General features: G+C 41.4%; 20 protein-coding genes. 12 read left to right on the forward strand and 8 right to left on the reverse strand.

From position 1 onward, the window contains the following. Positions 1-44 precede the first annotated feature (44 nt). Entirely contained in the window at positions 45-2,831 is a 2,787-nt protein-coding gene (gene glnE / locus HYD28_05760) for a bifunctional [glutamate--ammonia ligase]-adenylyl-L-tyrosine phosphorylase/[glutamate--ammonia-ligase] adenylyltransferase (protein ID QLE08508.1), read from the forward strand. On the opposite strand, the gene HYD28_05765 is transcribed toward glnE, so the two are convergent. The 3 genes from HYD28_05765 to tolC form a co-directional block, all read right to left on the reverse strand. Continuing rightward, complete coding sequence (locus HYD28_05765) at positions 2,828-3,403, reverse strand: TcpQ domain-containing protein (protein QLE08509.1); 576 nt, start codon at positions 3,401-3,403, stop codon at positions 2,828-2,830. The two genes, glnE and HYD28_05765, sit on opposite strands and share 4 nt — an antisense overlap. 59 nt (positions 3,404-3,462) lie before the next feature. Further along, the gene (gene lpxL, locus HYD28_05770; protein QLE08510.1) at positions 3,463-4,389 is read right to left on the reverse strand and encodes an LpxL/LpxP family Kdo(2)-lipid IV(A) lauroyl/palmitoleoyl acyltransferase; all 927 of its coding nucleotides are present in this window, start codon (positions 4,387-4,389) and stop codon (positions 3,463-3,465) included. A gap of 107 nt (positions 4,390-4,496) precedes the next feature. Next, positions 4,497-5,837 (reverse strand): outer membrane channel protein TolC, encoded by a 1,341-nt coding sequence (gene tolC / locus HYD28_05775; protein ID QLE08511.1) that lies wholly within the window; start codon positions 5,835-5,837, stop codon positions 4,497-4,499. Between the two features lie 150 nt (positions 5,838-5,987). Between tolC and HYD28_05780 the strand changes: the two genes are divergently transcribed. Genes HYD28_05780 through parC form a run of 7 tightly spaced genes read left to right on the forward strand, consistent with a single transcriptional unit; the run spans position 5,988 to position 13,786 of the window. Next, positions 5,988-6,620, forward strand: a complete 633-nt coding sequence (locus HYD28_05780; GenBank protein QLE08512.1) for an NUDIX domain-containing protein — start codon at positions 5,988-5,990, stop codon at positions 6,618-6,620. Positions 6,621-6,629: 9 nt separating this feature from the next. After that, the gene (locus HYD28_05785) at positions 6,630-7,088 is read left to right on the forward strand and encodes a DUF1249 domain-containing protein (GenBank protein ID QLE08513.1); all 459 of its coding nucleotides are present in this window, start codon (positions 6,630-6,632) and stop codon (positions 7,086-7,088) included. Continuing rightward, complete coding sequence (locus HYD28_05790; GenBank protein ID QLE08514.1) at positions 7,075-7,857, forward strand: metallophosphoesterase; 783 nt, start codon at positions 7,075-7,077, stop codon at positions 7,855-7,857. The genes HYD28_05785 and HYD28_05790 overlap by 14 nt, the downstream gene beginning before the upstream one ends. Then, complete coding sequence (locus HYD28_05795; protein ID QLE08515.1) at positions 7,842-8,402, forward strand: esterase YqiA; 561 nt, start codon at positions 7,842-7,844, stop codon at positions 8,400-8,402. The genes HYD28_05790 and HYD28_05795 overlap by 16 nt, the downstream gene beginning before the upstream one ends. A 33-nt stretch (positions 8,403-8,435) precedes the next feature. After that, the gene (gene parE, locus HYD28_05800; GenBank protein QLE08516.1) at positions 8,436-10,325 is read left to right on the forward strand and encodes a DNA topoisomerase IV subunit B; all 1,890 of its coding nucleotides are present in this window, start codon (positions 8,436-8,438) and stop codon (positions 10,323-10,325) included. Between the two features lie 52 nt (positions 10,326-10,377). Next, a complete protein-coding gene (locus HYD28_05805; GenBank protein QLE08517.1) occupies positions 10,378-11,478 on the forward strand; it encodes a PQQ-dependent sugar dehydrogenase in 1,101 nt (366 codons plus the stop codon). A 10-nt stretch (positions 11,479-11,488) separates the two neighbouring features. Then, positions 11,489-13,786 carry a DNA topoisomerase IV subunit A gene (gene parC / locus HYD28_05810; GenBank protein QLE08518.1) on the forward strand — a complete coding sequence of 766 codons (2,298 nt, stop codon included), beginning with the start codon at positions 11,489-11,491 and terminating at the stop codon, positions 13,784-13,786. A gap of 31 nt (positions 13,787-13,817) precedes the next feature. Here the strand turns inward: parC and HYD28_05815 are convergent, their stop codons facing one another. Beyond that, positions 13,818-16,133: a hypothetical protein gene (locus HYD28_05815; GenBank protein ID QLE08519.1), complete on the reverse strand. Its 2,316-nt coding sequence runs from the start codon at positions 16,131-16,133 to the stop codon at positions 13,818-13,820. 272 nt (positions 16,134-16,405) lie between these two features. Between HYD28_05815 and HYD28_05820 the strand changes: the two genes are divergently transcribed. The 3 genes from HYD28_05820 (at position 16,406) to HYD28_05830 (ending at position 18,875) form a co-directional block, all read left to right on the forward strand. Then, positions 16,406-17,119 (forward strand): 1-acylglycerol-3-phosphate O-acyltransferase, encoded by a 714-nt coding sequence (locus tag HYD28_05820; protein QLE08520.1) that lies wholly within the window; start codon positions 16,406-16,408, stop codon positions 17,117-17,119. Then, positions 17,119-17,454, forward strand: a complete 336-nt coding sequence (gene rraB, locus HYD28_05825) for a ribonuclease E inhibitor RraB (protein QLE08521.1) — start codon at positions 17,119-17,121, stop codon at positions 17,452-17,454. The genes HYD28_05820 and rraB overlap by 1 nt, the downstream gene beginning before the upstream one ends. Positions 17,455-17,657: 203 nt before the next feature. Then, positions 17,658-18,875 carry an HD-GYP domain-containing protein gene (locus HYD28_05830; protein ID QLE08522.1) on the forward strand — a complete coding sequence of 406 codons (1,218 nt, stop codon included), beginning with the start codon at positions 17,658-17,660 and terminating at the stop codon, positions 18,873-18,875. Here the strand turns inward: HYD28_05830 and HYD28_05835 are convergent. After that, positions 18,835-19,158, reverse strand: coding sequence for a hypothetical protein (locus HYD28_05835; GenBank protein ID QLE08523.1), 324 nt, complete (start codon positions 19,156-19,158; stop codon positions 18,835-18,837). The two genes, HYD28_05830 and HYD28_05835, sit on opposite strands and share 41 nt — an antisense overlap. Before the next feature lie 336 nt (positions 19,159-19,494). On the opposite strand from HYD28_05835, the gene HYD28_05840 reads away from it, so the two are divergent. Next, positions 19,495-20,772: an outer membrane protein transport protein gene (locus HYD28_05840; GenBank protein ID QLE08524.1), complete on the forward strand. Its 1,278-nt coding sequence runs from the start codon at positions 19,495-19,497 to the stop codon at positions 20,770-20,772. 114 nt (positions 20,773-20,886) lie between these two features. Here HYD28_05840 and HYD28_05845 read toward each other — a convergent pair whose 3' ends face one another. The 3 genes from HYD28_05845 to pepA form a co-directional block, all read right to left on the reverse strand. Further along, positions 20,887-23,742 (reverse strand): valine--tRNA ligase, encoded by a 2,856-nt coding sequence (locus HYD28_05845; GenBank protein ID QLE08525.1) that lies wholly within the window; start codon positions 23,740-23,742, stop codon positions 20,887-20,889. Positions 23,743-23,765: 23 nt separating this feature from the next. Next, positions 23,766-24,212, reverse strand: coding sequence for a DNA polymerase III subunit chi (locus HYD28_05850; GenBank protein ID QLE08526.1), 447 nt, complete (start codon positions 24,210-24,212; stop codon positions 23,766-23,768). Between the two features lie 126 nt (positions 24,213-24,338). Further along, positions 24,339-25,853 (reverse strand): leucyl aminopeptidase, encoded by a 1,515-nt coding sequence (pepA, locus tag HYD28_05855; protein QLE08527.1) that lies wholly within the window; start codon positions 25,851-25,853, stop codon positions 24,339-24,341. Positions 25,854-25,937: the final 84 nt, after the last annotated feature.

Below are 25,937 nucleotides of genomic sequence, written 5' to 3' on the forward strand. Positions count from 1 at the left end.
AATCATTCTAGTACGGTTATTGGCAAGTTAAAAGAGAGTATTTAATGAGTAATTTACACGCGCTTACCGAGTCACTACATCAGTTAGGCCAAACCCGCTTCGAGAGCCTGTATAAAGGGCAAGCGGAGCAAGAGAAAATTATTAACTTATTGTCTTTAAGTGACTTTGCGTGGAATTGCTTACAGTCTCAACCAGACCTAAAAGATTGGTTACTAGATGATAATGAACTCACTAACCGTAAGATTGAAGCTCCGTTAAACAGTGCTGAAATTAGCGAACTTGACGACAATGCAGCGATGGCAAAGCTGCGCTTATATCGCGAAAAGTACTGGTTGAAAGTGGCTTTTCTTGATTTGTGTTGTGCTAACCCAATTGCTGACAGTATTGCTTATATCTCAGCGCTTGCAAACCAGCTTATCGATAGTGCTAATCAATGGGCATTTGCACAAGTAGCTAAAGTCAGCGGCATGCCGCTTGATGATGACGGTAATGCAATGCCAATGTTAGTTTTAGGCATGGGGAAACTTGGCGGAGGAGAACTTAACTACTCATCTGACATTGATTTAATTTTCTCTTATCCACGCGATGTTGCAACACAAGGTGGTCGCCGCTCCATTGAAGCCCAGGTGTTTTATACTAAAGTGGCGCAAAAACTAATTATGGCGCTTAACCAAACTACGGTAAATGGCCAAGTATTTCGGGTCGATATGCGTCTGCGCCCATTTGGTGAAAGTGGGCCTTTGGTGATGAGTTTTAATGCAATGGAAGACTATTACCAAGAGCAAGGGCGTGAGTGGGAACGTTATGCCATGCTAAAAGGGCGTTTAATTGGTTCAGAAAATCGTTATTGGGACGAGTTTTATGAATTGCTTCGCCCGTTCGTTTATCGTCGCTATATTGATTTCTCGGTGATTGAATCGTTACGTAAAATGAAGCAAATGATTGCTCAAGAGGTACGCCGAAAGCGCCTTACAAACAATATTAAATTGGGTGCAGGCGGCATTCGAGAAGTGGAGTTTATAGTGCAAGCTCTGCAAATGGTGCGAGGAGGGCGTGAAGCTAATTTACAAACTCAGTCATTATTGGTTGCTTTAAAAGAGCTCGTAAACAACCAAGTTATGTCGAATAAAGAAGCTGAGTTATTAACACAGAACTATTTAGATTTACGTCAAATTGAGCAGTACCTACAGATTTTCGATGATAAACAAACGCAAACCTTGCCTGATGACGAGCTAAACCAACAACGTTTATGTTATTTGCTCAACAAAGAAGATTTTAATCAGTGTTTAATTAGCATTGAGCAGACCATGTCCCAAGTACATAGTGAATTCGAACAAGTGATTGGCTTTGAAAGTGAAACGGCGGATCCTTGTGAAAGTGAGTATATTAGCGCTTGGGAAATGACTGATGTTAGCCTGATGTGTGAGCCGAACCTTGATTGGCAACCGGCGCTTGAAGATTTTAAAGCGCGATTAACTAAGGCGAAAATTGGCAGTCGAGGTCGTGATATCCTCGATAAATTAATGCCGCTTTTACTTAAACAACTCACTGTAACTAAAGCGAGCTGTGATGCCTTTACCATGATTTGCCAAGTACTGAATAAGATCATTTCACGAACCGCCTACTTGGAGCTGTTATACGAAAATCCCGGTGCGTTAAATCAGCTGGTTTCACTTTGTTGTCATAGTAAATGGATAGGTGAGCATATTTCTCGCTACCCAATTTTACTTGATGAGCTGATCGATCCTCAGGTGCTCTATAAACCGACGCCTCTGTCTGCTTACAAAAATGAAATTAGACAGTATTTCTTACGCATTGAGCATGGTGACTTAGAATTGCAAATGGAAGCACTTCGTCAGTTTAAACAAACACATCAATTACGTATTGCCGCAGCAGATGCAACAGGTGTTCTTAGTGTAATGAAAGTAAGTGATCACCTTACAGCGCTTGCTGAGGCTATTGTAGAGCAAGCTGTAAATATAGCATGGCATGCCTGTGTTGAGCGCTTTGGTCAGCCAGCGAATACTTCAGAGCAAGAAAAAGGCTTTGCAGTGATAGCGTATGGCAAAACGGGCGGTTTTGAAGTCGGTTACGATTCAGATCTTGATCTTGTGTTTGTGCATAACCACGATGGTAGCAGTTACACTGATGGTGATAAGTCGATTGATTCTAGGCAGTTCTACTTAAAGCTGGCGCAGCGCTTAATGCACTTATTCAATACTCGCACCGCTTCTGGCATTTTGTATGAGCTTGATACTCGCTTAAGGCCTGAAGGAGCGTCTGGGTTACTGGCTATTAATCTAGAAAGCTTTTATCACTATCAACAAACTCAAGCATGGACTTGGGAGCATCAAGCACTAGTCCGCTCACGAATGATTTATGGGCAAACCTCATTGAGCGAGCGTTTTGCACAAATTCGCAAAGACGTTTTATGCCAAGCCCGCGATAATGAAAAGCTGAAAACAGATGTCGTTGAGATGCGTGAAAAAATGCGCGCTCACCTTGCTAAAGGGAATGATGAGCTATTTGACTTAAAACAAGATAGGGGCGGTATTACAGATATTGAGTTTATCACTCAGTACTTGGTGTTGAATAATGCTATGCAGCACCCTGAGCTAACTACTTGGTCTGATAATGTGCGTATTTTAGCTGATGCAGCTCGTTTGGATTGTATCAGTGAACAAATGCAGCAAGAGTTAATCGCTGCGTATATTGCGTATCGTTCACGCTATCATGTGATGAGTTTGAATCAGCAAGGGCGTTGTGCGCCACGTGCTGAGTTAACTCAGCACATCGACTTAGTAAGTCAGGCGTGGCAGCAGGTGTTTTAGCTTTTTAAGCGACGGCAGTTTTCGCGCACATAAGCAGAGGGCAGCTCGGTTATTACCGCTGCTCTTTGCTTAAAGCAGAAGTAAGTGTAAACCTCATTTTCGAAATCATCGTTGATGGCGCGGCCAACTTGGTAAAGTGTTGAGACAAAATTACTATCAACGCGAAAATGGTCTTTTACCACATAGTCTTTACTTAAATACCAGTACAGCACGATATCTTCGTGGCGGGCATAATCCGCGAGTACATCTTTTAGAGTATTACCACTTTCAAAACGACGTGGTTGAATCTCTCCAGTCCAGTTTGGCGATGAAGGATCGACTACTTTTTCACGTTCAAAAAGTGCTACATCAAGGCTGGTTTCTGGCGTAGGCAATTTAAGAACGTACTTATCTCGTTCGTTATTTTTGTCATTTACTTGGTTACGTAGTGCTGCATAAAAGCGCGATAAGCCTTGTGCCGCAGCATTCTTAGTATCTTTCATGTCCATTACTGGACCACTACCGAATAAAAAGTAAATAGCAGCAGCAATTAAAATAAATGCTAGTGATAAATGCTTAACCCAGAACCACATTTCTAATACTCTTGTTGTTGATTAGCTTTATAAAACCATACAAACAGCAAAATGTCACTCTACTTGTAATAAGAAGGGGCATTCTTGTCTGGACGGGTTTTAAAGCGGCGATGTAGCCACATGTACTGTTCTGGCGCTAAATCGATGGCTTGCTCCATACGTTGATTTACATGAGTAACATCAACAAGATCATCACCACTTGGGAAGTTTTCAAGAGCAGGTAACACTTCTAGGTGGTAGCGACCATTTTCATCACGACGACTAGTTAAACTCACCGTTTCGCAGTTGCGGCTACTTGAAAATAGCAGCGTCCCCGTTGTTGTTGCAGCTTCTTTTACCGCATAAAAGGGGGCAAATTCACAGCGTTTACGGCCGTAATCTTGATCTGGCAAGTAGTAGCAAACTTTTTTATTTTTAAGTGCTTTTAATAAGCCTTTGACATCTTTTTTGCCAATTAAGTATTCGTTTGAACGAAGACGACCGTTAGTCGTGAAATATTCCATCAAAGGGTTATTGTGTGGGCGATAAAAGCCAATACCTTGGTGTTTTACACCCATAATACGGCTCGCCATTTCTAAGTGTAAAAAGTGTGGCACAAGTAACAGCACACCTTTACCTGCTTGCTGAGCCTTTTCAAAGTGCTCAAGACCTTTAACTGAACCAAACACTTTATTGATACGCCACTGGGGCCACCACCAAGCCATGCCGGTTTCCATCATTGCAATACCGGTATTTTCCATATTTTTAAGTACTAATTCACGTTGTTCATGTTCTGGCATATCAGGAAAACATAAACGAATATTCACTTCAGCAATATGACGGCGGCGCTTCATAAAACGGTGTACTAAACGACCAAGTAGTTTTCCAAGCGCTAGTTGTAATTTATGTGGTAACCAAGAGATAAGATATAAAAAGAACACGCCAACCCAAGTTAACCAGTAACGAGGGCCTAAAAAAGACGCCTTAAAAGGAGATGAACTAACCACAAAAAAATCTCTGAAAATAAAAAAGCTAGTTTAACTGTATGTCTTTAAAAATACAAAAAAGCCAGCACGAGGCTGGCTTTTAAATAAGGACTCATTAGAAGAAATTACTAGATTTCTTTTAAACCTTGGTTAATTGCCGCAAGGTCTTCGCTTGTTAGTGTACCAGCAGCTTGCTTCAAACGAAGTGTTGAAACAACATAGCGGTAACGAACGTTTGCTAAATTACTTTTTGCATTATAAAGGTTTTGCGTGCTGATCAGTACGTCTACGATAGTACGTGTACCAACTTCAAAGCCTGCTTCAGTTGCTTTAAGCGCACTTTCAGCAGAAACAACAGCTTGTTGTAGAGCTTTATAAGTTGCGATGTCAGATACCACTTGGTTGTATGATGTGATAACTGAGCGGGTTACTGCACGTAAGCTTGCTTCTAAGTCTTCACTTGCCGCGACATAGTAAGCACGAGCTTGCTCAGTTGCAGCGGTAGTTGCACCACCTGAGTAGATAGGCAGGCTAAAGTTTACGCCAATTTTAGCACTATCTTCACGTGGCTTATGTGAGTTACTGTTTAAGTCAGTTAGGCTGTCACCATATGAAGCATTTAATGTTAGCTTCGGATAATGCCCCGCTTTTGCTAAATCGATTTGATCTTTAGCAATATCAACCGTGACTTTTGAAACTTGCAGATTTAAGTTGTTGTCTTTTGCAATTTCGATGTAGTCAGTTGACTGTTTTTTAGGTGCAACCGTTGAAAACGTTTCGGTATTCAACATATCTAATTTAGCGTGGTATTTACCTGTGATTTCGCGAAGCTGCTCACGAGCTGTTTCAACACTATTCTTAGCAACAATTTCTTGCGCAACAGAGTTATCGTACTGAGCTTGCGCTTCGTGAACATCAGTAATCGCTGTTAAACCAACCGCATAACGTTCTTTAGTTTGTTGCAATTGGCGCTCGATAGCGCGCTTTTCTGCTTGTACGAACTCAAGGTTATCGATTGCACTTAGTACGTTGAAGTAACCCTCAGCAACACGAACGATTAAATCTTGGCGAGCAAAGTCGTACTGAGCATTTGCTTGTAGTGCTTGTTTATCTGCAATACCAAGTGAATTCCATGCGCCTAAATCAAACAGTGTTTGGTTTAAGCTGATACTACGGCTAAATTCATCAGGATCATAGTCATAACCAGTATAACCCGTTGCATCATTACCGTCATAAAGATCTGATTTGGTTGATTGATAACCAAGGCTTAAACCAATTTGTGGTAATAGTGCACTTAACGCGCGATCGCTCTCATAGGCTTGCGCATCTGCTTGGGCTTTTGCTTTAAGTACGGTAGGATCGTTTGCCGTAGCAATCTCGTATACTTGCAGTAAGTCTTCAGCATAACTAGCTGTTGCAGTCAGTGCGCTTGAAAACCCGATCAGCGCAGCGAGTAGTGTTTTTTTCATTGTTCGTTCAGTCCTTAGACAATTTTGTACTGTCACCATGGTACTCTTTTTTAATGAATAACCAAAAAAAAATTACGTAAATCTGCATGTCCAAGTGTAACAGAATATAATTGGCCGTAACATTTACTTAAAACGTAAAGGAAATAGTGAATGAAAATATCAGCAATCTCACAATTTAACCATGATGACATAGAGTTAAAGCCGATTGAGCGTGTTTATGATGGTTTCTTTAAAATTAATACCTATCGCTTTCATCATGCATTGTTTGCTGGTGGTAAATCGGTAGAAGTTAAACGCGAAATATTAGAACGTGGTCATGCTGTTGCAGTACTTCCTTATGACCCTACGACCGACCAAGTTTTATTAATCGAGCAAATCCGAATAGGTGCGTTAGCATCCAAGCAGTCACCTTGGTTGCTTGAGTGTATTGCAGGCATGGCTGATGGCAGTACTGATTACGAAGATGTTGCTAAGCGAGAAGCATTTGAAGAAGCGGGCATTGAGCTTAATGAGCTAGAATTTATGATGTCTTACCTTTCAAGCCCAGGTGGTACAACTGAGCGTTTGTATTTATATTTAGCACGCACTGACTTAGCTGGGTATCAAGGTGGAATTTTTGGTCTAGATAATGAAGATGAAGATATCAAAACTCATGTAATGTCATACGATGAGGCTATGTTACGTTTAGAGCAAGGTGAAATAGACAATGCTGCCACAGTTATCTCATTACAGTGGTTAGCACTGAATAAGCAACGTATACTGTCTGATTGGAAAAACTCATAGGGGATTATTTTGTCGTATGTCAGTGCCCAGCAGCGTTATATTCAAAGCTTACCTAAGTATTTAACTTTGTGTGAGCATAACTATGTGCGTGCGCTTAAACTATTACCACATGAGCGTCGTGTAGGTCAGGAGCGAAAGGTGCAATTAGGCCATAGTACCTTTGCTGTTAAAGTTGACGATACAGCAAAATACACCACAGATATTTCTATTAGCCAAGAGGCGGGTAATTTAGCCTCAGTTAAGCCTTTGTATTTAACTGTGCGTATGTACCATGATGCGAAAGTAGCCGAAATTGTGCATCATGATTTTCATCAGCGTATTAAGCCTTCTTACGCTTATCCAAACCCGAACATGCATCAAAAAGATGAAAAATATCAGCTTAATGCCTTTTTGTATGACTGGCTGATTGCTTGTGTTGAAAATGGCCGAGCAGTTTTAAATTGGGATGTAAACAATGGCTTGGTTTAGTAATGCCTACCATTTTGATAAAACAGCGCTAAAAGTCGCTCATATCACTGACTGCCATCTATCAAAAGATACTAGTGGTGAATACTTTAGCGTGAATACGGCAGCATATTTTGCGCGTTGTTTACAGGCTATTGCTGAGCAAAATGCGGATTGTGTGGTGTTTGGTGGTGATTTAACACAAGATCACAGCAGTGAGTCTTATCAGCTTTTTGCTAAGTTAATAGAAGACGCAGCGCTCAATTGTCCGGTATTTTGGCTGCCGGGTAATCATGATGAACTTTTTGAATATGAAGCGCTTACAAGTTCACAAATTCTAAGTAGTAAACGTATTACCTTTTTAGGTGGGCAACTACTTTTGGTAAACTCAAAAGGTTCGACCCCTGCAGGCTGGGTAACACAAACACATTTAAATGAATTAAGCGAGGCGATAGGACAAGTCCCGAGCGTAGTGTTTTGTCATCATAATCCGCTACCTATTCAGGCTTACTTAGATAAGCATATGTTAGAAAATGGTCCGCAGTTTTTAAATACCTGTGTCAACAGTCAGCAGTGTATTGGCGTGTTCCATGGCCATGTTCATCATGAGTACACTCAAAACTACCGTGATCTCAGCGTGTTTGCGACACCAGCCAGTTCGATACAATTTACTAAGCACACCATGGCATGGCAGCAAGAGGACTTAGGCCCTGCATTTCGACTCATCAACTTAAACATTGATGGGCAACAAAATTTACTGTTAAGCACGGATGTAGTATGGCTAAACGAGTAATTTATATACACGGTTTTAATAGCTCTGAGCAATCTTATAAAGCAGTTCGTTTTGGTAAGCATATGGCGCAATTCGATGTAGATTATCAGGTGCCGCGACTAACTCATGAGCCGTTACATGCAATTTTACAATTAGAACAACTGTTAAATGATGATACTGTATTACTAGGTAGTTCATTAGGCGGTTTTTATGCGACCTATTTGTCGCAACGTTATTCGATACCCGCGGTGGTAATTAATCCTGCGGTTCGCCCATTTGAGTTACTCGATAACTATTTAGGGGAAAATTATAACCCGTATCAAGATAGTCACTATGAACTTGGTACTCGTCACATGGATGCATTGCGCAGTTTATATTTGCCGCAATTAGACACCCCTTCATTGATTTATTTGTTACAGCAAACGGGCGATGAAGTACTGCCTTTTCAGCAGGCGGTTAAATATTATTCTCAGTGTAAGCAACACGTTGAATTTGGAGGCGATCATAGTTTTATCGGCTTCGAACAAACCTTTGCAAGTATTGTGGATTTTCTTAAAATCACGTAAAACATAGCTAAGCGCATAAAAGATATAAAAACTATGAGTCAGCAAAATTATAACGCCGAAGCAATTGAAGTCTTAAACGGGTTAGAGCCCGTAAAACGCCGCCCAGGTATGTATACCGATACGGTTCGTCCTAACCACTTAGGTCAAGAGGTTATCGATAACAGTGTCGATGAAGCAATGGCAGGTCATGCAACAAAAATAGATGTCATCCTTCATGAAGATAACTCGCTTGAGGTTATCGATGATGGCCGTGGTATGCCAATTGATATACACCCAGAAGAGGGTATTCCGGGTGTGGAACTTATTTTTACCAAGCTGCACGCTGGTGGTAAGTTCTCTAATAAAAACTATCAGTTTTCAGGTGGTTTACACGGTGTAGGTATTTCGGTTGTGAATGCGCTATCGACTCGTGTTGAAGTTACCGTCCGTCGTGATGCACAGCAATTTCGCATGGCCTTTGAAAACGGCGATAAAGTTGAAGACTTAAACGTGATTGGCACTGTGGGCAAACGTAACACAGGTACAACCGTGCGTTTTTGGCCTGATGCCAGCTATTTTGACTCAGCTAACTTCTCTCTTACTAAGCTTAATCATTTATTAAAAGCCAAAGCGGTATTATGCCCAGGCCTGCGCATTAAGTTTACCAACAAGCAAACTAAAGAAAGCCAAGAGTGGTATTACGAAACGGGCTTAAAAGACTATCTAGTTGAAGCAGTTAAAGGCTTTGAAGTATTACCAAAAGAACCTTTTATTGGTGAGTTTTCAAGCTCAACAGAAGGCGCTGACTGGGCTGTTGTGTGGCTACCAGAAGGTGGTGAATCGATCGCTGAGAGTTATGTTAACTTAATTCCTACCGCTCAAGGCGGTACGCATGTCAATGGCTTGCGTCAAGGCTTGCTTGAAGCGATGCGTGAATTCTGTGAATTCAGAAACTTATTACCACGAGGCGTAAAGCTTACCCCAGATGATATCTGGGAGCGTTGTAGCTACGTATTGTCGGTTAAAATGCAAGACCCGCAGTTTGCAGGCCAAACGAAAGAGAAGTTATCATCTCGCTCATGTGCTGCGTTTGTCTCGGGTGTGGTGAAAGACTCATTCAGTTTATGGTTAAACGAACATACTGAAACCGCTGAATTATTAGCTGAGCTATGTATCTCAAATGCACAGCGCCGTTTACGTGCTGCTAAAAAAGTAGTGCGTAAGCGCATTACCTCAGGCCCTGCATTACCCGGTAAATTAACTGATTGTAGCGCTCAAGATAATGACCGCACTGAACTGTTTTTAGTAGAGGGTGACTCTGCAGGTGGTTCAGCAAAACAAGCGCGCGACCGTGAATTCCAAGCAATTATGCCGCTGCGCGGTAAAATATTAAATACGTGGGAAGTTGAGTCAGGGCAAATTTTAGCATCACAAGAGGTGCATGATATTTCTGTGGCCCTTGGTATCGACCCTGACTCAAGTGATTTATCTGGTCTGCGTTATAACAAAATTTGTATTTTGGCCGATGCTGACTCGGATGGATTACACATTGCCACCTTGCTTTGTGCGCTGTTTGTTCGTCACTTTCCATCGCTAATAAAACAAGGCCACGTGTACGTAGCTATGCCTCCGCTATTTCGTATCGACATTGGTAAAGAGGTTTATTACGCCCTTGATGAAGATGAAAAGAACGGTATTTTAGCGCGCATTGAAGCCGAGAAAAAACGCGGTAAAGTCAATGTTCAACGCTTCAAAGGGTTAGGTGAAATGAATCCGTTACAATTACGCGAAACGACCATGGATCCTAATACACGTCGTTTAGTGCAATTAACCTTGGACGAAGAAGAGCAAACTATGGAAATGATGGATATGTTACTTGCGAAGAAACGTTCGTCAGACCGCCGTCAGTGGTTAGAAGATCACGGTAACCGCGCTGAAGTTTAATAAAGTGTGTGGCAATCTAGTTTCTAGCAAAGAATTAAAGGGCAAGACAAAAATGAAAAAAATACTGACCTCAATATTATCGCTGAGCTTGTTATCAGCGCCTGTAATGGCAAAAGATATTCTTGATAAGTTAACAGTTACTGATGGTTTTTCTATTAGTCTGTTTGCTGATGATGTTGAAAATGCGCGTCAAATAGCGGTTTCAAAAAGAGGCATTGTTTACGCAGGTTCCCGTAAAGCAGGAAATGTTTATGCTCTGATTGATCACAACAGTGATGGTGTGGCTGATAGAAAAATGGTTATTGCCACAGGTCTTGAAATGCCATCAGGTTTAGCAATCAAAGACGGTGACTTATATGTGGCTGAAGTGTCACGCATCATTCGCTTTAAAGACATCGATAAAAACCTAAAAGATCCAAAATTCGATGTGGTTTACGACAAGTTTCCGACTGATCGTCACCATGGTTGGAAGTTCATTAGTTTTGCGCCAACGGGTGAGCTAATTGTGCCTGTGGGTGTGCCATGTAACATTTGTGCTGAAGACGACAAGTACGGTCGTATCTTTTCGTTAGATGTGGATACAAAAGAAATTAAAACAATCGCCAAAGGAGTTCGTAACTCAGTTGGTTTTGATTATCATCCTACAACTAATGCATTTTGGTTCAGTGACAATGGCCGTGACATGATGGGTGATGATATGCCACCTTGTGAAATTAACCGTGTTGGTGAAGGTGAAGAGGGCGCCCATTATGGTTTCCCTTATGTTCACGCAGGTGCAATTTTAGATCCTGAGTTTGGTAAAGGTAAAAGTATTGCCGACTACAAATCACCAGCTCTTGCATTAGGTGCTCATGTTGCACCACTGGGTATTCATTTTTATAACGGCAAGCAGTTCCCTGCGAAATACAAAGAACAGCTGTTTGTTGCTGAGCATGGCTCTTGGAACCGCAGTAAAAAATCAGGCTATAGAGTGATGCTAGCGAATGTTGAGCAAGGTCGTATTACTAAGTACACCCCGTTCATCACAGGCTTTATGCAAAACGAAGAAACATTTGGTCGCCCAGTTGCATTTGCAGAGCTTGCAGATGGCAGCTTATTGATCTCAGACGACTTTGCTAACGCGATTTATCGTGTTAGTGCTAAGAAAAAATAGGTAAGCGTTAATGAGTGATACAGATACCTTGCTGATGCAAGGCGTAGAACAACAAACAATGGGGCGCTTTACTGAAGACGCCTACTTAAACTACTCAATGTACGTCATTATGGACCGTGCTTTACCTCACGTAGGTGACGGTCTAAAACCTGTACAGCGTCGTATCATTTATGCAATGAGCGAACTGGGGTTATCGGCGCAAGCAAAATATAAAAAATCAGCGCGTACCGTGGGTGATGTACTAGGTAAATACCACCCGCATGGTGATAGTGCTTGTTACGAAGCGATGGTGTTAATGGCACAGCCGTTTTCTTATCGCTACCCGCTGGTGGATGGTCAAGGTAACTGGGGGGCTGCGGATGATCCTAAGTCATTTGCTGCAATGCGTTACACCGAAGCGCGTTTATCTAAGTTCTCAGAAGTTCTACTAAAAGAGCTTGGTCAAGGCACCGTAGATTGGACCGCAAACTTTGACGGCACACTCGATGAGCCAATGGTATTGCCTGCGCGTTTACCGCATATCTTACTTAATGGTGTAACCGGTATTGCAGTGGGTATGGCAACTGATATACCCCCACATAATGTTCGTGAAGTTGCCAGTGCTTGTTGTTTATTACTTGATAAGCCAAAGACTGAAATCGAAGAGTTGCTTGAGTTAGTGCATGCGCCTGACTACCCAACAGAAGCTGAGATCATCACACCGAAAGACGATATTCGTAAGATTTATCAAACTGGACGTGGCTCTATCAAGATGCGTGCAATTTACACTGAAGAGCAAGGCGACATTGTGATCACTGCGCTGCCTCACCAGTGTTCAGGTGCAAAAGTGCTCGAGCAAATAGCAGCTCAAATGAATGCTAAAAAGCTGCCGATGGTTGCGGATTTACGTGACGAATCTGATCACGAAAATCCAACCCGTATTGTAATTGTTCCACGCTCAAACCGCATTAAAGCTGAGCCATTAATGGCTCACTTATTTGCAACCACAGATTTAGAAAAAAACTACCGTGTAAACCTAAACATGCTTGGCCTTGATGGTCGTCCGCAAGTTAAAGATTTACGTAGTATCTTAACAGAGTGGTTAACGTTCCGCCGCGAAACAGTTCGCCGTCGCTTACAACACCGTTTAGATAAAGTACTCGCACGCTTACATATTTTAGAAGGTTTATTAACGGCTTTTTTAAACATTGATGAAGTCATCGAAATTATCCGTACTGAAGATAAACCAAAGCCTGTTTTAATGGAGCGTTTTGGTTTAACTGATATTCAAGCGGAAGCGATTTTAGAGTTAAAACTACGTCATTTAGCAAAACTTGAAGAGTTCAAGATAAAAGGTGAGCAAGATGAGCTTGCGCTTGAGCGTGACAAGTTAGAGCAAACTCTTGGTTCAGAGCGTCGTATGTCGACCTTGATGAAAAAAGAAATCCAAGAAGCGGCTGAAATGTACGGTGATGAACGTCGCTCGCCAGTCGTTGAGCGTGTCGAAGCTAAAGCACTTAGTGAAAAAGATCTTATCCCTTCAGAGTCAGTCACCGTTGTATTATCTGAAAAAGGCTGGGCTCGTGTCGGTAAAGGTCATGATTTAGATGTTGAAGGACTAAGTTATAAATCAGGCGACAGCTATAAAGCCTCTGCGCGAGGTAAGAGTAATCAGCCAGCAGTGTTCCTTGACTCAAGTGGTCGTGCTTTTGCGACTGATGCGCATAGCCTACCTTCAGCACGAAGCCAAGGTGAGCCTATGACTGGGCGTTTTAATTTAAGTTCTGGCGCTAACTTTGAGCATGTGGTGATGGCAGAAGATAACCAAGTGTTGTTAATGGCTTCAGATGCGGGTTACGGCTTTATTAGCGACTTTAAAGATCTTGTGAGTAAGAACAAAAACGGTAAAGCGCTGGTTAGCGTACCTAAAGGCGGTGAATTACTCGCGCCAATTAGAGTTACTGATGTAGCGACAGATTACTGTATGGCTATTTCTAACGAAGGCCGAATGTTGTTATTCCCACTGCGCGATCTACCTAAGCTTAGTAAGGGTAAAGGAAATAAGATTATTTCTATTCCTAGTGCGAAAGTACAAGCTCGTGAAGAGTTCGTAAAAGTGCTCGCGGTTGTACCAGAAGGCAGTAGTGTAACCTTACATGCAGGAAAGCGAAAACTGACACTTAAACCAAGTGATCTTGAGCATTACCATGGCGAACGGGGTAGGCGAGGTAACAAGTTACCGCGTGGTCTACAACGGGTAGATGAAGCTGTTATTGAATTTACACAAGTTGATGATAATGAAGAGCCAACTTCAGAAGTAACAGAATAAAAATAAGGCCCGAAAGGGCCTTATTTTTTCATCAATTCGCTATAACTTTCATTGATGCCGGTTTAGAAAAGTTAAGATAATGACCATTATCAGCTTTTACTTCCATTAATTCCTGATGACTTGTATGCCCGGTAAATTGAGCTGTTCGTCGATAAGAGAGGTTCGGCCAATCTGATAATACAACGGCTACACCGGGGGCTGCTTTTATATAAACTGGGTGTTTATAAATAAAAGAAGGTAGTTTGTAATCAGAGCGTTCATTTGCACTGAGGCAGTACTCACTTTGATCTATTAAGCTCACAATACAACCTAAGGCTTCTTTTGAACTAAAAACGCGCATTGATCTTGGCTTAGAAAAGTCAAGGTAATGGCCATTTTTAGCAAGTACTTTTTTAAGTTTTTCATGTTCAACAGTTCCATTGAACGTAGCTATACGGTTATAAGACAAATTAGTGTAATCAGATAACATGACTTGCAAACCTTGTGGTGCTCTTACATAAATTGGCTTTTTGTGCACAAATGCAGGTAAAGAACTTACTTTTTGCCCATCCTCAAGACAAAACTCCTCATTTGTTTCAATATTAACAATACAGGCTTTTGGCTTGTCGAATGTACTGACTATCGAGGTTGCTAAATTTTGTTTTGCGGGTTTTAAATTTTTAGCTGCTAAGATATTTGAACCACAGTGAATCGAAGCAAAAACAGGATTAGCAGACTGTTCGATATTGATATGAAACTTATTCATTTTATCTGTATTTAATCGATTCTCAGGCAAATTAAAAGTTTTTGTACCTGCTTTTTCAGTGACCACAATTAATTGGCAGCTAGACTTTGCAAAGTTATCTTTATACACCGCACCAGATGAGCCATGAAGCGCAGGATAGATAAAGCTTGAAAGTTGCTTGTTGGGATCATAAAAGCCAATCAGAGTCGTAATGGCAACATCTTGCTTGTAAGGTGTTCTTTGCAAATTACTCTTCGTATTTGTATCTACTACAATATTACTCCACGGTTCCATTTTTTTACTAACAGGATTCCATTTTGTGAAACCTGTCATTGAACTTGGAGAAAAATTAGCTTTGCTTTCAAAAAAACGCTGAATACGATTTAGCTCATATGGAGTGTGTAACGTATATTTATTGAATTCGTAATACATTGGCCCACCACCAGACATTGATCCTTTACCATATTGGTGGCCATTAAAAGACGCAATACACGTTTCCTTATAGCAACGGTCTTTGTAAGTTACTATAGATGAAAAGTTAGGTATAAATTTATCTAAATCCGCATCCCAACCCCAGGTTGAGTTACGTTCATCCGCAGGACGATGCAACACACCATCTACACCACCAGGGTAGTGTCCCATACCATAATTATGGCCAAGTTCATGGCTAAACTCATTTCCTTCAGAGCGGCGCAAGGTGACCATTCCAGCCCCTCCGGATAAACCATGAACAAAAATACCGTTACTATATTTACCGATAGCATTATGAGCGGTTAATTGTGCACTACTGAATGGATGTGAAGTGGGACCAGACATTCCTGAAGCGTTAATTCCATAGTTAGCGTTATTAATACCGTGGGAAAATAAGTTCTTTGCGATTTGATGACGCATATCACCGCTATAAACCCCTCCTTTACTCGGATCTGAGTCGGTAAGTAAGTTACCATTTGGCAACATTACTTCAGTAAGGTAAATCGGCTCGAACTTATTAACTGTTAATTTACTGAGCGGGACTTGTTGGAAATACTGTCGATGTAAGTCTGGATCATTTTGAAATGTGAATTTGTCACGATAAGGCGTAAGTAAACCAATATCTATTGTGTTAATGATTAAGTTTGAGCTTCCACCTACAGTAACGTTCTTCAGCTCTCCTTGTTTCTCTTCAAACTGGAAAGAGAGGCGCATATTTGGTTTAACAACAGATGCGGGGACTATAGTTGAAAATGTGTCTTCACTATAACTAATTGGATTGTCACTATCTTCAAACCCAAAAGGTTTAGTGAAGTTTTCTGGCGAGCGCATATATGTTTGGTAAAGCAGGCTATTATTGTGATCAAGTACGCTTAATATAATTTTTGCATCATTATTCAATTTATCATGTGGCTTAAACATGATCATCGTTCTTCGTTCGGCTACCAAGTGAGGTTGAATGTCGTCTTCAACCCCATTTTGTGATGGCGTAATTGAGTTTTGTGCAAAAAGGACCGTGGCTGGGAAGTTTCCTGTTGTGTCACTATGAAACTCGTTTTGATTAAATGTATTGGTCTGTAAGGCCGATGCATTAAAGGAGTGACACAAAGCAAATGAGCCAAGTAACGCTATGACTATAGGAGTTTTTTTCATTAGCACTTACCGTTTTTTGTAGTTTATAAATAGGGTAGGGGTATGAAAAAGTTAGCATTTTAAAAGCCATTACTCTTTAAGAGGCTTCATAATTTTTTTTGAGAAAAATCTGTAAATACAAAGAGGCCTCTCACGTTTGTTTGTCGTTTTTATGCTCATTATTTGTAGTGAAATGATGATATATTGCTTAGGCTTACACATGTGCGCTTAAAGCTATGGCTATGGCACTTTTCACGTTATAATGCGCGCTGTTTAGTACGAGGAGAATTCGTTTGTTAGCTTTTTTTCGCATCATTTTCATGGCTTTATTTATAATTTTAAGCTGTGTGTTTGGTTTGCTCTTATGTATTGTTAAGCCATTTCATACCAATAATGTACATATTATTTCAGGTTGGTTTTGCAAGGTAGCTAAAATTTTAGGTGTAAAACTTGAGCTTAAATACCACGATGATCCAAAAAATATAGGCCCTGCTGTATATGTGGCAAATCATCAAAATAACTATGACCTATTCACTTTACCTGCCATGGTGCCAGAGAACTGCGTAAGCCTAGGTAAAAAAAGCCTTAAATGGATCCCGTTTTTTGGTCAGCTGTATTGGTTATCGGGTAACATATTGATTGACCGTGCAAATCGTTCAAAAGCCGCAGGCACAATTTCTAAATCAGCTGAGAAAATAAAACAAAAAGGTCTATCTGTTTGGATGTTTCCTGAGGGCACACGAAGCTATGGTCGTGGTTTATTACCTTTTAAAACAGGGGCATTTCACACAGCAATGAGTGCTGATGTGCCCGTTGTGCCAGTTTGTATGAGTACAACGCACAAAACTATTAAGCTAAATCGCTGGGATAATGGTACAATTTACCTCGAAATGTTAGCGCCGATTTATCTTGATAAAGACGTATCTGCTCGTGACCATGCTTCACATGTTCATCAGATTATGGCTGCTAAAATAACTGAATTAGATGCTCAAGTGAGAAACAAATAATGGAAAATTGGCGCGAAATTACTGAAGACATCGTTACTTCATTACTTGAAGATGGCTCAGATCCTGAAGTACTTTATGAAGTGGAACACCACTTTGTTAGCGAAAATTTTGAAAAGTTAGAGCAAGCAGCTTTAGCCGCTTTTAAACTAGGCTACGATGTTGAAGAGCCAGCTGAACTTGAGCTAGAAGACGGCGAGAAAGTATGGAGCTTTGACGTGGTTGTTGAGTGTGAGCTTGACGTAGAAGCTATTATGGAAGATGTCGATAAGCTAGAAGCACTTGCTCAGCAAACAGGTGTTGAATACGACGGCTGGGGCACTTACTTTCAGGAATAAACAGCTAGAGAGCTGTCAGCTATCAGCCGTCAGCTTTCAGGGATAAAGTTAGCGAGTTGCTACTTTCTAACTTTCCCCTAGAAACTTTCTAACTTCCTCCTTTCTAACTCATACCTATTTCGTATTCGCTAGCCAATCTATAGACATTTGTAATCAATTAGCGATAATAAAAAACTCGATGTTTTTATGCGCTAAGCTCACATATGCTTATTACCTTACCCATTGCCGAACTTGTACCAGGGATGTTTGTTGACAGTGTCAGTAAGCAACAAGAGCATGTAAATAGTATTAAGATCAAAACACGTGGTTTAGTGCGTGATAAAACAATTATTCAACGCCTGATCTCTGAAGGGGTTGAAGAGCTACTCATCGACTTTACACAAAGCGATGTTGCACTGCCTAAAAAATACCAACCAAAACCTGAACCGGCTAAACCGAAAGTTGAACAAAAGCCTGCAGCTAATGGCTCACCGCAAGGGATCACGGTTCAACAAGAGTTTCTAAAAGCCAGCGTGCATTACGAACAACATAGCCGAAAACTGCAAAGTTTCTACTCTGATATTACATCGGGTTTGAAAATGAATGTATCGGTGCTTGATGATATCGCCGTTGATATAGTCAGCTCGGTATTTCGTAATCACAATGCATTAACTATTTTAACTCGCCTCAAAGATAAGCATATTTATAACTGGCGGCACATGATCAACACCGCGATTTTGGTGAGTGTGTTTGCCAAGTATTTAGGCTACAAAGAAAAGACAATTAAAGAGCTGGCAATGGGTGCATTGATGCACGATATCGGTCAAGCGAAAATGCCACAAGGTGTACTATCTAAACCAAGCGCTTTGAATGACAATGAAATGCAAGTTGTTAAAAAGCATGTGGCACAGAGCCTTGGCTTAGTAAAAGGTGAAAAGGGCATTACACCATTAATGCTCGATATGATAGTAAATCACCATGAGCGTTTAGATGGTACAGGTTACCCACGTGGTATTGCTGCTGAAAAGCTTAGTCGCGCAGCACGAATGATGGCCATTGTTGATGTTTATGATGCGATGACGGCAGATAGACCTCATCAAATGGGTGAAGAGCCAATCTCAGCTCTGCGTTATTTACTTGCTAATAAACAATTGTTTGATTCTGAATTAGTACAACGTTTTATTAAATGCTTGGGTGTGCATCCAGTTGGCACAATCGTTAAGTTAAACAATGAGCGCTTAGCGCTAGTTATGGAAGGTAACCACGAAAATCCTATTAAGCCAAAGATAAAGGTTTTCTATAATGCTAAGCACAAGCACCATATTACAGCTAAAGATGTCGATCTAAGCGTAGAAAAAGAACTAAAAATCATGGCTAGCATCAAACCATTAGATTATCAGCTTAATTTGGCTCGTTTGTTAAAAGAGCATCTGCTTGTTTAGACTTAATACAGCGTTTTTTGGCGCTGCGTTTTGCTGATATAAATGCACCACTAAAACAACTTGTCATTAATACCAACCAAAGCAAAGAGCCTTTTTCCACATGTAAGGCCACGCAACAGAATAGAAGCGATAAAACAGCACTCAGCATAGCACTTAGCCAATAGTGATTAACTGGGTTATCGCAATCACCTGCTTTAGTACAAGCGCAATAGTTTGCTTTACAAAAATAATGAACGCTGACACCGCATAACATCAGTGCTGCAATAATCAATGCGATTTCCATACTCAAGCTCTACAGAAAAACCTTTATTTTTAGTCTAATAGGACGTGAAATAGATGTCAATGCAAATGATAATTACTACCACTTTGGGTTTTTGTAATCAGACCTCTGATGAGTTTTAATAAGTTGTTATCTTGTTGTTAAAATGTCGGTTTTTTACCTAATTCTAACGAAAAATTACAGTTTTTTGATCTTAATTAAGGTAATGTTCGAAAGTTTGTAATTATTAGAATAAAACATCTAATACCAACATACAGCGCTAATCTTTTATGCTTAACTAATAGGTTGCCCTCGTTGTTGGATTAGCTTTCGCACAAGTTTGCAAGAGGACACAGATTTATGAAGTTCACTAAAACACTTATTGCAGCATCACTTGCTGTTGTTTCTGCTGACAGCTTTGCTGCAGCTTTCCAATTAGCTGAGCAAAACGTATCAGGTTTAGGTCGTGCATACGCTGGTGAAGCAGCTGTTGCTGATGACGCGTCTGTTGTTGCTCGTAACCCTGCACTTATGTCTTTATTCAAAGACAAGCAAATTTCAGTTGCAGGTATTGCGGTAATTCCAGATGTAAGCTTAAAAGGTGAAAGTGCTGCGTACGGCTTAGATAAAAGCTCTATCGATGATGATAGTATCGCTCCATCTGCATTTATACCTGCAGGATACTTCACTATGCCTTTAAACGACAAAGTGTCTTTAGGCTTTGGTGCTTTTTCAAACTTCGGTCTTTCAACTGAATTTAAAGACGATTACGCAGCGGGTTCTATCGCAGGTGAAACTGAAATCGTTACAATTAACATGAATGCAAGCGCTTCATACAAAATTAATGAACAGTTCAGTCTAGGCCTTGGCTTAAACTATGTTTATGCAGATGCTAAAGTTGTTCGTAATGCAGGTACTAACCCGTTTGGTTTACCAGCTAGCACGCAAATCGCTCACCTTGAAGGTGACGACTACGGCTTTGGTTGGAATATTGGTGCAATGTATCAGTTAGACGAAAACAGTCGTTTTGGTTTTAACTACCGTAGCGAAACTGATATCGACTTTGAAGGTGAGTACTCAAACCAACTTCCAGCAGCTGTTGGCGGCTTAGCGGGTACTGTAGTACCTGGTGAGTTAAAATTAACTTTACCAGCAATTGCTGAGTTCTCAGGTTCACACCAAATTGATAAGAAGCTTGGTGTACATTACAGCATCTTATGGACTGGTTGGGACAGCTTCCAAAAGTTAGAAGCTTATACACCAAGCCAAGAAACGCCAGTATTCTCTAAAGCAGAGAACTTCTCTGATTCAATGCGTTACTCTATTGGTACTGACTACCAATACAGCGATGCACTTTTACTTCGTGCAGGTATTGCCTACGATGAGTCGCCAGCAGACCAATCACACCTTTCAATCTCTATCCCTGATACAGATCGTTTTTGGTTCTCATTTGGTGGTAACTACGCATTTAGTGAAAACTCAAATGTTGATTTAGGTGTAAGTATCCTTCGTGGTAAAACACAGAACTTCTCAGAAAAAGACAGCTTAGCGGCTTCTTTAGGCCAAGATGTTTCATGGGAATATGAATCAAAAGGTCACGCAGTACTAGTTGGTGCTCAGTACAACTACAAATTTTAATTGTGACGCGACGTAAAGTCGCTGCTACAGAGCATTAAAAAGCCGCGCTATAACAATGTCATAGCGCGGCTTTTTTGTAAGCGTGATTTTATATCACGCTTAATTACTTGTAAGTTATAGACTTTCGATTTTCGCTTTTTGCGCTAATAGTTTGTCTTTCGCATCTGTAAATTCAGCCAGTTTAGCATGCTCTTTAGCAAGCACTGCTTCTGGTGCGTTATTTACGAACTTCTCGTTAGCTAACTTGTTTTGAACTTGTGCTAAGCCTTTTTCTGCTTTTTCAAGCTGCTTCGCGATACGAGCAAGTTCAGCTTCAACATCGATTAAGCCAGCCATTGGGATCATGATCTCAAGGTTGCCAACATACGAAGTTGCACACGCTGGTGCATCGTCTTTGTTATCAAGTAGCGTGAACTCCTCAAGCTTAGCAAGAGAAGCTAAGAATGCTTCGTTTTCCGTTAAGCGGCGCTTGTCTTCATCAGACGCGTTAGCAAGCAATACAGATAGAGGCTTACTTGGGCTGATATCCATTTCACCACGGATGTTACGAATAGCAAGAATGAATTGCTTAACCCACTCTAGGTCAGCCATCGCTTGGCTATCAACATTTGCTTCATTGTAAAGAGGGAAACCTTGAACCATGATGCTAGTGTTGGCAGTTTCGATACCTGCAAGTGGCGCAACACGTTGCCAAATCGTTTCAGTGATGTAAGGCATTAACGGGTGCATCAAGCGTAGTAGGCTTTCTAATACTGTGATTAAGGTATGACGAGTACCACGTTGTTGTGCTTCGTTACCTTTAAACAATACTGGTTTAGTAAGCTCTAGGTACCAGTCACAGAATTGGTTCCACGTGAACTCATAAATGGTGTTTGCTGCTAGATCAAAACGGTAGTTTTCTAGATGCTCAGTATAGGTTTTAACAGTTGCTTCAAATTGGCCTAAAATCCAACGATCAGCTAGTGAGTACTGTTTTTCAGCATCTGTAGCGAAGCCACAGTCTTGCTCTTCTGTATTCATTAATACGTAACGGCTCGCGTTCCATAGTTTGTTACAGAAGTTACGGTAACCTTCAAGACGATTCATATCCCAGTTGATATCACGACCCGTTGAAGCCATTGCCGCAAGGGTGAAACGCAGTGCGTCTGTACCGTGTGCTTCAATACCATTTTCGAATGTTTTACGGGTATTTTTCTCAATCTTCTTCGCCAGTTGTGGCTGCATCATGTTACCAGTGCGCTTTTCAACCAGGCTTTCAAGGTCGATACCGTCAATCATATCGATAGGATCAAGTACGTTACCTTTCGACTTAGACATCTTATCGCCGTTTTCATCACGGATAAGGCCAGTTACGTAAACGGTTTTAAATGGTACTTGTGGCTTGCCGTCTTCATCTTTGATGAAGTGCATGGTCATCATGATCATACGAGCAACCCAGAAGAAGATGATGTCGAAACCTGTTACCAATACGTCAGACGGGTGGAAAGTTTTTAAATCATCAGTGTTTGCCGGCCAGCCTTGCGTTGAGAAAGTCCAAAGCGCAGATGAGAACCAAGTATCTAAAACGTCTTCGTCTTGTTTAAGTGCAACATCATCAGCAAGGTTGTTATCGCGGCGTACTTCAGCTTCGTCACGACCAACGTATACGTTACCTTCGTTGTCGTACCAAGCAGGAATGCGGTGACCCCACCAAAGCTGACGTGAAATACACCAATCTTGTACGTCGTTCATCCACGAAAAGTACATGTTCTCGTATTGTTGAGGTACAAATTTAATATCGCCATTTTTAACTGCTTCTTTCGCAGGCTCTGCTAGAGGTGCTACGCGAACATACCATTGGTCTGTAAGAAGTGGCTCAATTACTACGCCAGAACGGTCACCGTAAGGTACCGTTAGGCTGTGATCTTCGATTTTTTCTAGTAGGCCAAGTTCTTCAAATTCAGCAACGATTGCTTTGCGAGCATCAAAGCGGTCAAGGCCGTGTAAACGCTCTGGAATTGGCGCATCTAACTCAAGCTCTTTACCGTCGAATGTGTAGCTTTCGCCTTCGCTTAATACAGCAGCATCTTTATTGAAGATGTTGATCATTGGTAGTTGGTGACGTTTACCCACTTCGTTATCGTTAAAGTCGTGGGCAGGCGTGATTTTCACACAACCTGTGCCTTTTTCCATGTCTGCATGCTCATCGGCAACAATTGGAATACGACGGTTTACGATAGGCAGTAAAATTTCTTTTCCGATTAGGTCTTGGTAACGCTCATCATCAGGGTTAACAGCAACACCTGAATCACCTAGCATTGTTTCAGGACGTGTTGTCGCAACAATGATGTAGTCTTTACCATCTTTGGTTTTTACGCCATCAGCAAGTGGGTAACGTAGGTTCCACATGTGACCTTGTTTGTCTTTGTTTTCAACTTCAAGATCAGAAATCGCTGTGTGTAGTTTAGGATCCCAGTTAACTAGGCGCTTACCACGGTAAATTAAATCTTCTTTGTGAAGACGTACAAATACTTCTTTAACTGCTTCAGAAAGGCCTTCGTCCATAGTGAAACGCTCACGGTCCCAATCTACAGAAGCGCCTAAACGACGTAATTGTTTAGTGATCGTGCCGCCTGAGTGGTTTTTCCATTCCCAGATTTTATCGATAAATGCATCACGGCCTAAGTCGTGACGTGTTTTACCTTCTTCAGCAGCAAGCTTACGCTCAACAAGCATTTGTGTTGCGATACCCGCGTGGTCAGTACCTACTTGCCATAATGTGTTGTTGCCTTGCATACGCTTTAAGCGCGTTAGCGTATCCATGATGGTATCTTGGAACGCGTGGCCCATGTGTAAGCTACCCGTGACGTTTGGTGGCGGGATCATAATTGAGTATGCGTCACCTTGGCCAGACGGTTTAAAGTAGCCATTTTCTTCCCAGCCTTGGTATAAAGACTGTTCAATATCTTGCGGATTATAGGTTTTATCCATTACACAGAACCTTAAATAAATGCTTAAATGTCAATTTCTTGCGTTGCAATATGGGCGCCCAGTTGGCGAAGCTTTTTAAACCGCTCACGGGCGGCTTGTTTAGCATTTGGCTCAACGGGTACGAAATCATAAACCTGCTGAAAACGACGGATAAAATCCGGTAGGTGTTCAGCTAAGTTGATTAATATTTTTCTGTTGCCGACAGGTGGAGTCATACCAATCTCAACCGGAGCGCCACCTTTAGGGCCTTCACCTTGTAAGTTGTGAGGTACGAAACTATCTGGTTCAAATGACCAAATAATGTCGTCGATTGTGTGGGCCGTGTCGGTGTTATCGGCGTAAATAAATACGCGATGACCTAGACGATACTGATCTGCAGCAATTTTGGCTGCAAGATCGAAAACAGCGTCTGCCGTTTGGTGGACACTATCATCTTGTTTTAGAACGTAAAATTGTGCGTTCATATTCATAGTGACTTTCGTCCCCACAGATACACAGATCAAAGCAGGGATTTTGACATAGAACGCGAATTGCTTCAATTAATAAGGCGCCATTTGGCGCCTTATTTAGGGTTAGTTTTAAGCTTTCGACAAGGCTTAATCGTGACTTGCTTCACTTATGCCCGCACGGTTTAACAAATACTGGGTTAACATAGGAACCGGACGACCAGTTGCACCTTTGTTTTTACCGCCGCTGCGCCATGCTGTACCTGCGATATCTAAATGCGCCCAGTTGTATTTTTTGGTGAATTTAGATAAGAAGCATGCTGCTGTAATCGTACCTGCAGCACGACCACCTAAGTTGGTAAAATCAGCGAATGGGCTTTCAAGTTGCTCTTGATAGTCATCCCATAGCGGAAGCTGCCATGCGCGGTCGCCACTTTGCTCAGACGCTTTAAGTAGGTCATGGGCAAGTGGGTTATGGTTAGATAGTAAGCCCGTTGCATGTGAACCCAGAGCAATAATACACGCACCCGTAAGTGTTGCTACGTCGACAACAGTATCTGGTTCGAAACGCTCAACATAAGTTAGGGCATCACACAGCACTAAACGACCTTCAGCATCAGTGTTTAACACTTCAACTGTTTGACCTGACATCGTTGTTAAAATATCACCAGGGCGATAAGCATTTGACCCTGGCATGTTTTCACAACCGGCTAAAACACCGACAACGTTGATAGGTAACTGCATTTGTACCAATGCGCGCATAGTACCAATAACACCCGCTGCACCACCCATATCGTATTTCATTTCGTCCATGGCTTCGCCAGGCTTGATTGAAATACCGCCTGAGTCAAAGGTTAAGCCTTTACCTACTAATACGATAGGTGATTGGTCTTTGTCGCCACCTTGATAGTTGATTACTGACATAACTGATTCATTAGCACTACCACGACCTACCGCTAAGTATGAATTCATGCCAAGCTCAGCCATTTTTTCTTCACCAATAATATCAACGCTTACATTATCGAAGTTATTAGCAAGCTCTTGTGCTTGTTCTCCTAAATACGCAGGGTTACAGATATTTGGTGGCATGTTGGCAACGTCTTTACATAATTTGCTACCTGCAGCGATTGCTAAGCCATGCTCAATGGCGCTTTCGCCAATTGTTAACTCGCGGCGTGTTGGCACGTTGAAAACAATTTTACGAAGTGGGCGACGCGGATCGCTCTTTTTGCTTTTCAGTTGGTTGAAGGTGTATAAGCAGTCTTGAGTTGTTTCAACTGCTTGGCGCACTTTCCAGTAGGTGTCGCGGCTTTTAACGTGTTGCTCTGTTAAAAAGCATACTGCTTCCATTGAACCGGTTTCGTTTAGCGTGTTAATCGTTTTTGAGATGATTTGTTTATATTGTTTGTCATCAAGCTCACGCTCTTTACCACAACCGACTAACAACACACGCTCACTCAGTACATTTGGTACATGATGTAATAGCAATACTTGGCCTGGTTTACCTTCAAGGTCACCGCGGCGTAGCAAATTTGAGATATAACCGTCACTGATTTTATCTAATTGTTCACCAATGGGGGATAAACGACGTGGCTCATAAACGCCTACTACAATACATGCGCTACGTTGCTTTTCTGGACTACCACTTTTTACGCTAAATTCCATTGTTACTCCTGATATTGAGTCGTATAACCTTAGTTTATAAGGGTAAGAAATTCTTTTTCGAGTCCTTTCTTACATTTTTTAGTT

It is taken from the genome of Pseudoalteromonas shioyasakiensis (assembly GCA_013391845.1).
Classification (GTDB): domain Bacteria; phylum Pseudomonadota; class Gammaproteobacteria; order Enterobacterales; family Alteromonadaceae; genus Pseudoalteromonas; species Pseudoalteromonas apostichopi.

Excerpts from the sequence above, each read along its gene's own strand:
- glnE (QLE08508.1), top strand. The coding sequence starts at position 45 with ATGAGTAATTTACACGCGCTTACCGAGTCACTACATCAGTTAGGCCAA.
- HYD28_05765 (QLE08509.1), bottom strand. The coding sequence starts at position 3,403 with ATGTGGTTCTGGGTTAAGCATTTATCACTAGCATTTATTTTAATTGCT.
- tolC (QLE08511.1), bottom strand. The coding sequence starts at position 5,837 with ATGAAAAAAACACTACTCGCTGCGCTGATCGGGTTTTCAAGCGCACTG.
- HYD28_05780 (QLE08512.1), top strand. The coding sequence starts at position 5,988 with ATGAAAATATCAGCAATCTCACAATTTAACCATGATGACATAGAGTTA.
- HYD28_05790 (QLE08514.1), top strand. The coding sequence starts at position 7,075 with ATGGCTTGGTTTAGTAATGCCTACCATTTTGATAAAACAGCGCTAAAA.
- HYD28_05795 (QLE08515.1), top strand. The coding sequence starts at position 7,842 with ATGGCTAAACGAGTAATTTATATACACGGTTTTAATAGCTCTGAGCAA.
- parE (QLE08516.1), top strand. The coding sequence starts at position 8,436 with ATGAGTCAGCAAAATTATAACGCCGAAGCAATTGAAGTCTTAAACGGG.
- HYD28_05805 (QLE08517.1), top strand. The coding sequence starts at position 10,378 with ATGAAAAAAATACTGACCTCAATATTATCGCTGAGCTTGTTATCAGCG.
- parC (QLE08518.1), top strand. The coding sequence starts at position 11,489 with ATGAGTGATACAGATACCTTGCTGATGCAAGGCGTAGAACAACAAACA.
- HYD28_05815 (QLE08519.1), bottom strand. The coding sequence starts at position 16,133 with ATGAAAAAAACTCCTATAGTCATAGCGTTACTTGGCTCATTTGCTTTG.
- rraB (QLE08521.1), top strand. The coding sequence starts at position 17,119 with ATGGAAAATTGGCGCGAAATTACTGAAGACATCGTTACTTCATTACTT.
- HYD28_05830 (QLE08522.1), top strand. The coding sequence starts at position 17,658 with ATGCTTATTACCTTACCCATTGCCGAACTTGTACCAGGGATGTTTGTT.
- HYD28_05835 (QLE08523.1), bottom strand. The coding sequence starts at position 19,158 with ATGGAAATCGCATTGATTATTGCAGCACTGATGTTATGCGGTGTCAGC.
- HYD28_05840 (QLE08524.1), top strand. The coding sequence starts at position 19,495 with ATGAAGTTCACTAAAACACTTATTGCAGCATCACTTGCTGTTGTTTCT.
- HYD28_05845 (QLE08525.1), bottom strand. The coding sequence starts at position 23,742 with ATGGATAAAACCTATAATCCGCAAGATATTGAACAGTCTTTATACCAA.
- HYD28_05850 (QLE08526.1), bottom strand. The coding sequence starts at position 24,212 with ATGAATATGAACGCACAATTTTACGTTCTAAAACAAGATGATAGTGTC.
- pepA (QLE08527.1), bottom strand. The coding sequence starts at position 25,853 with ATGGAATTTAGCGTAAAAAGTGGTAGTCCAGAAAAGCAACGTAGCGCA.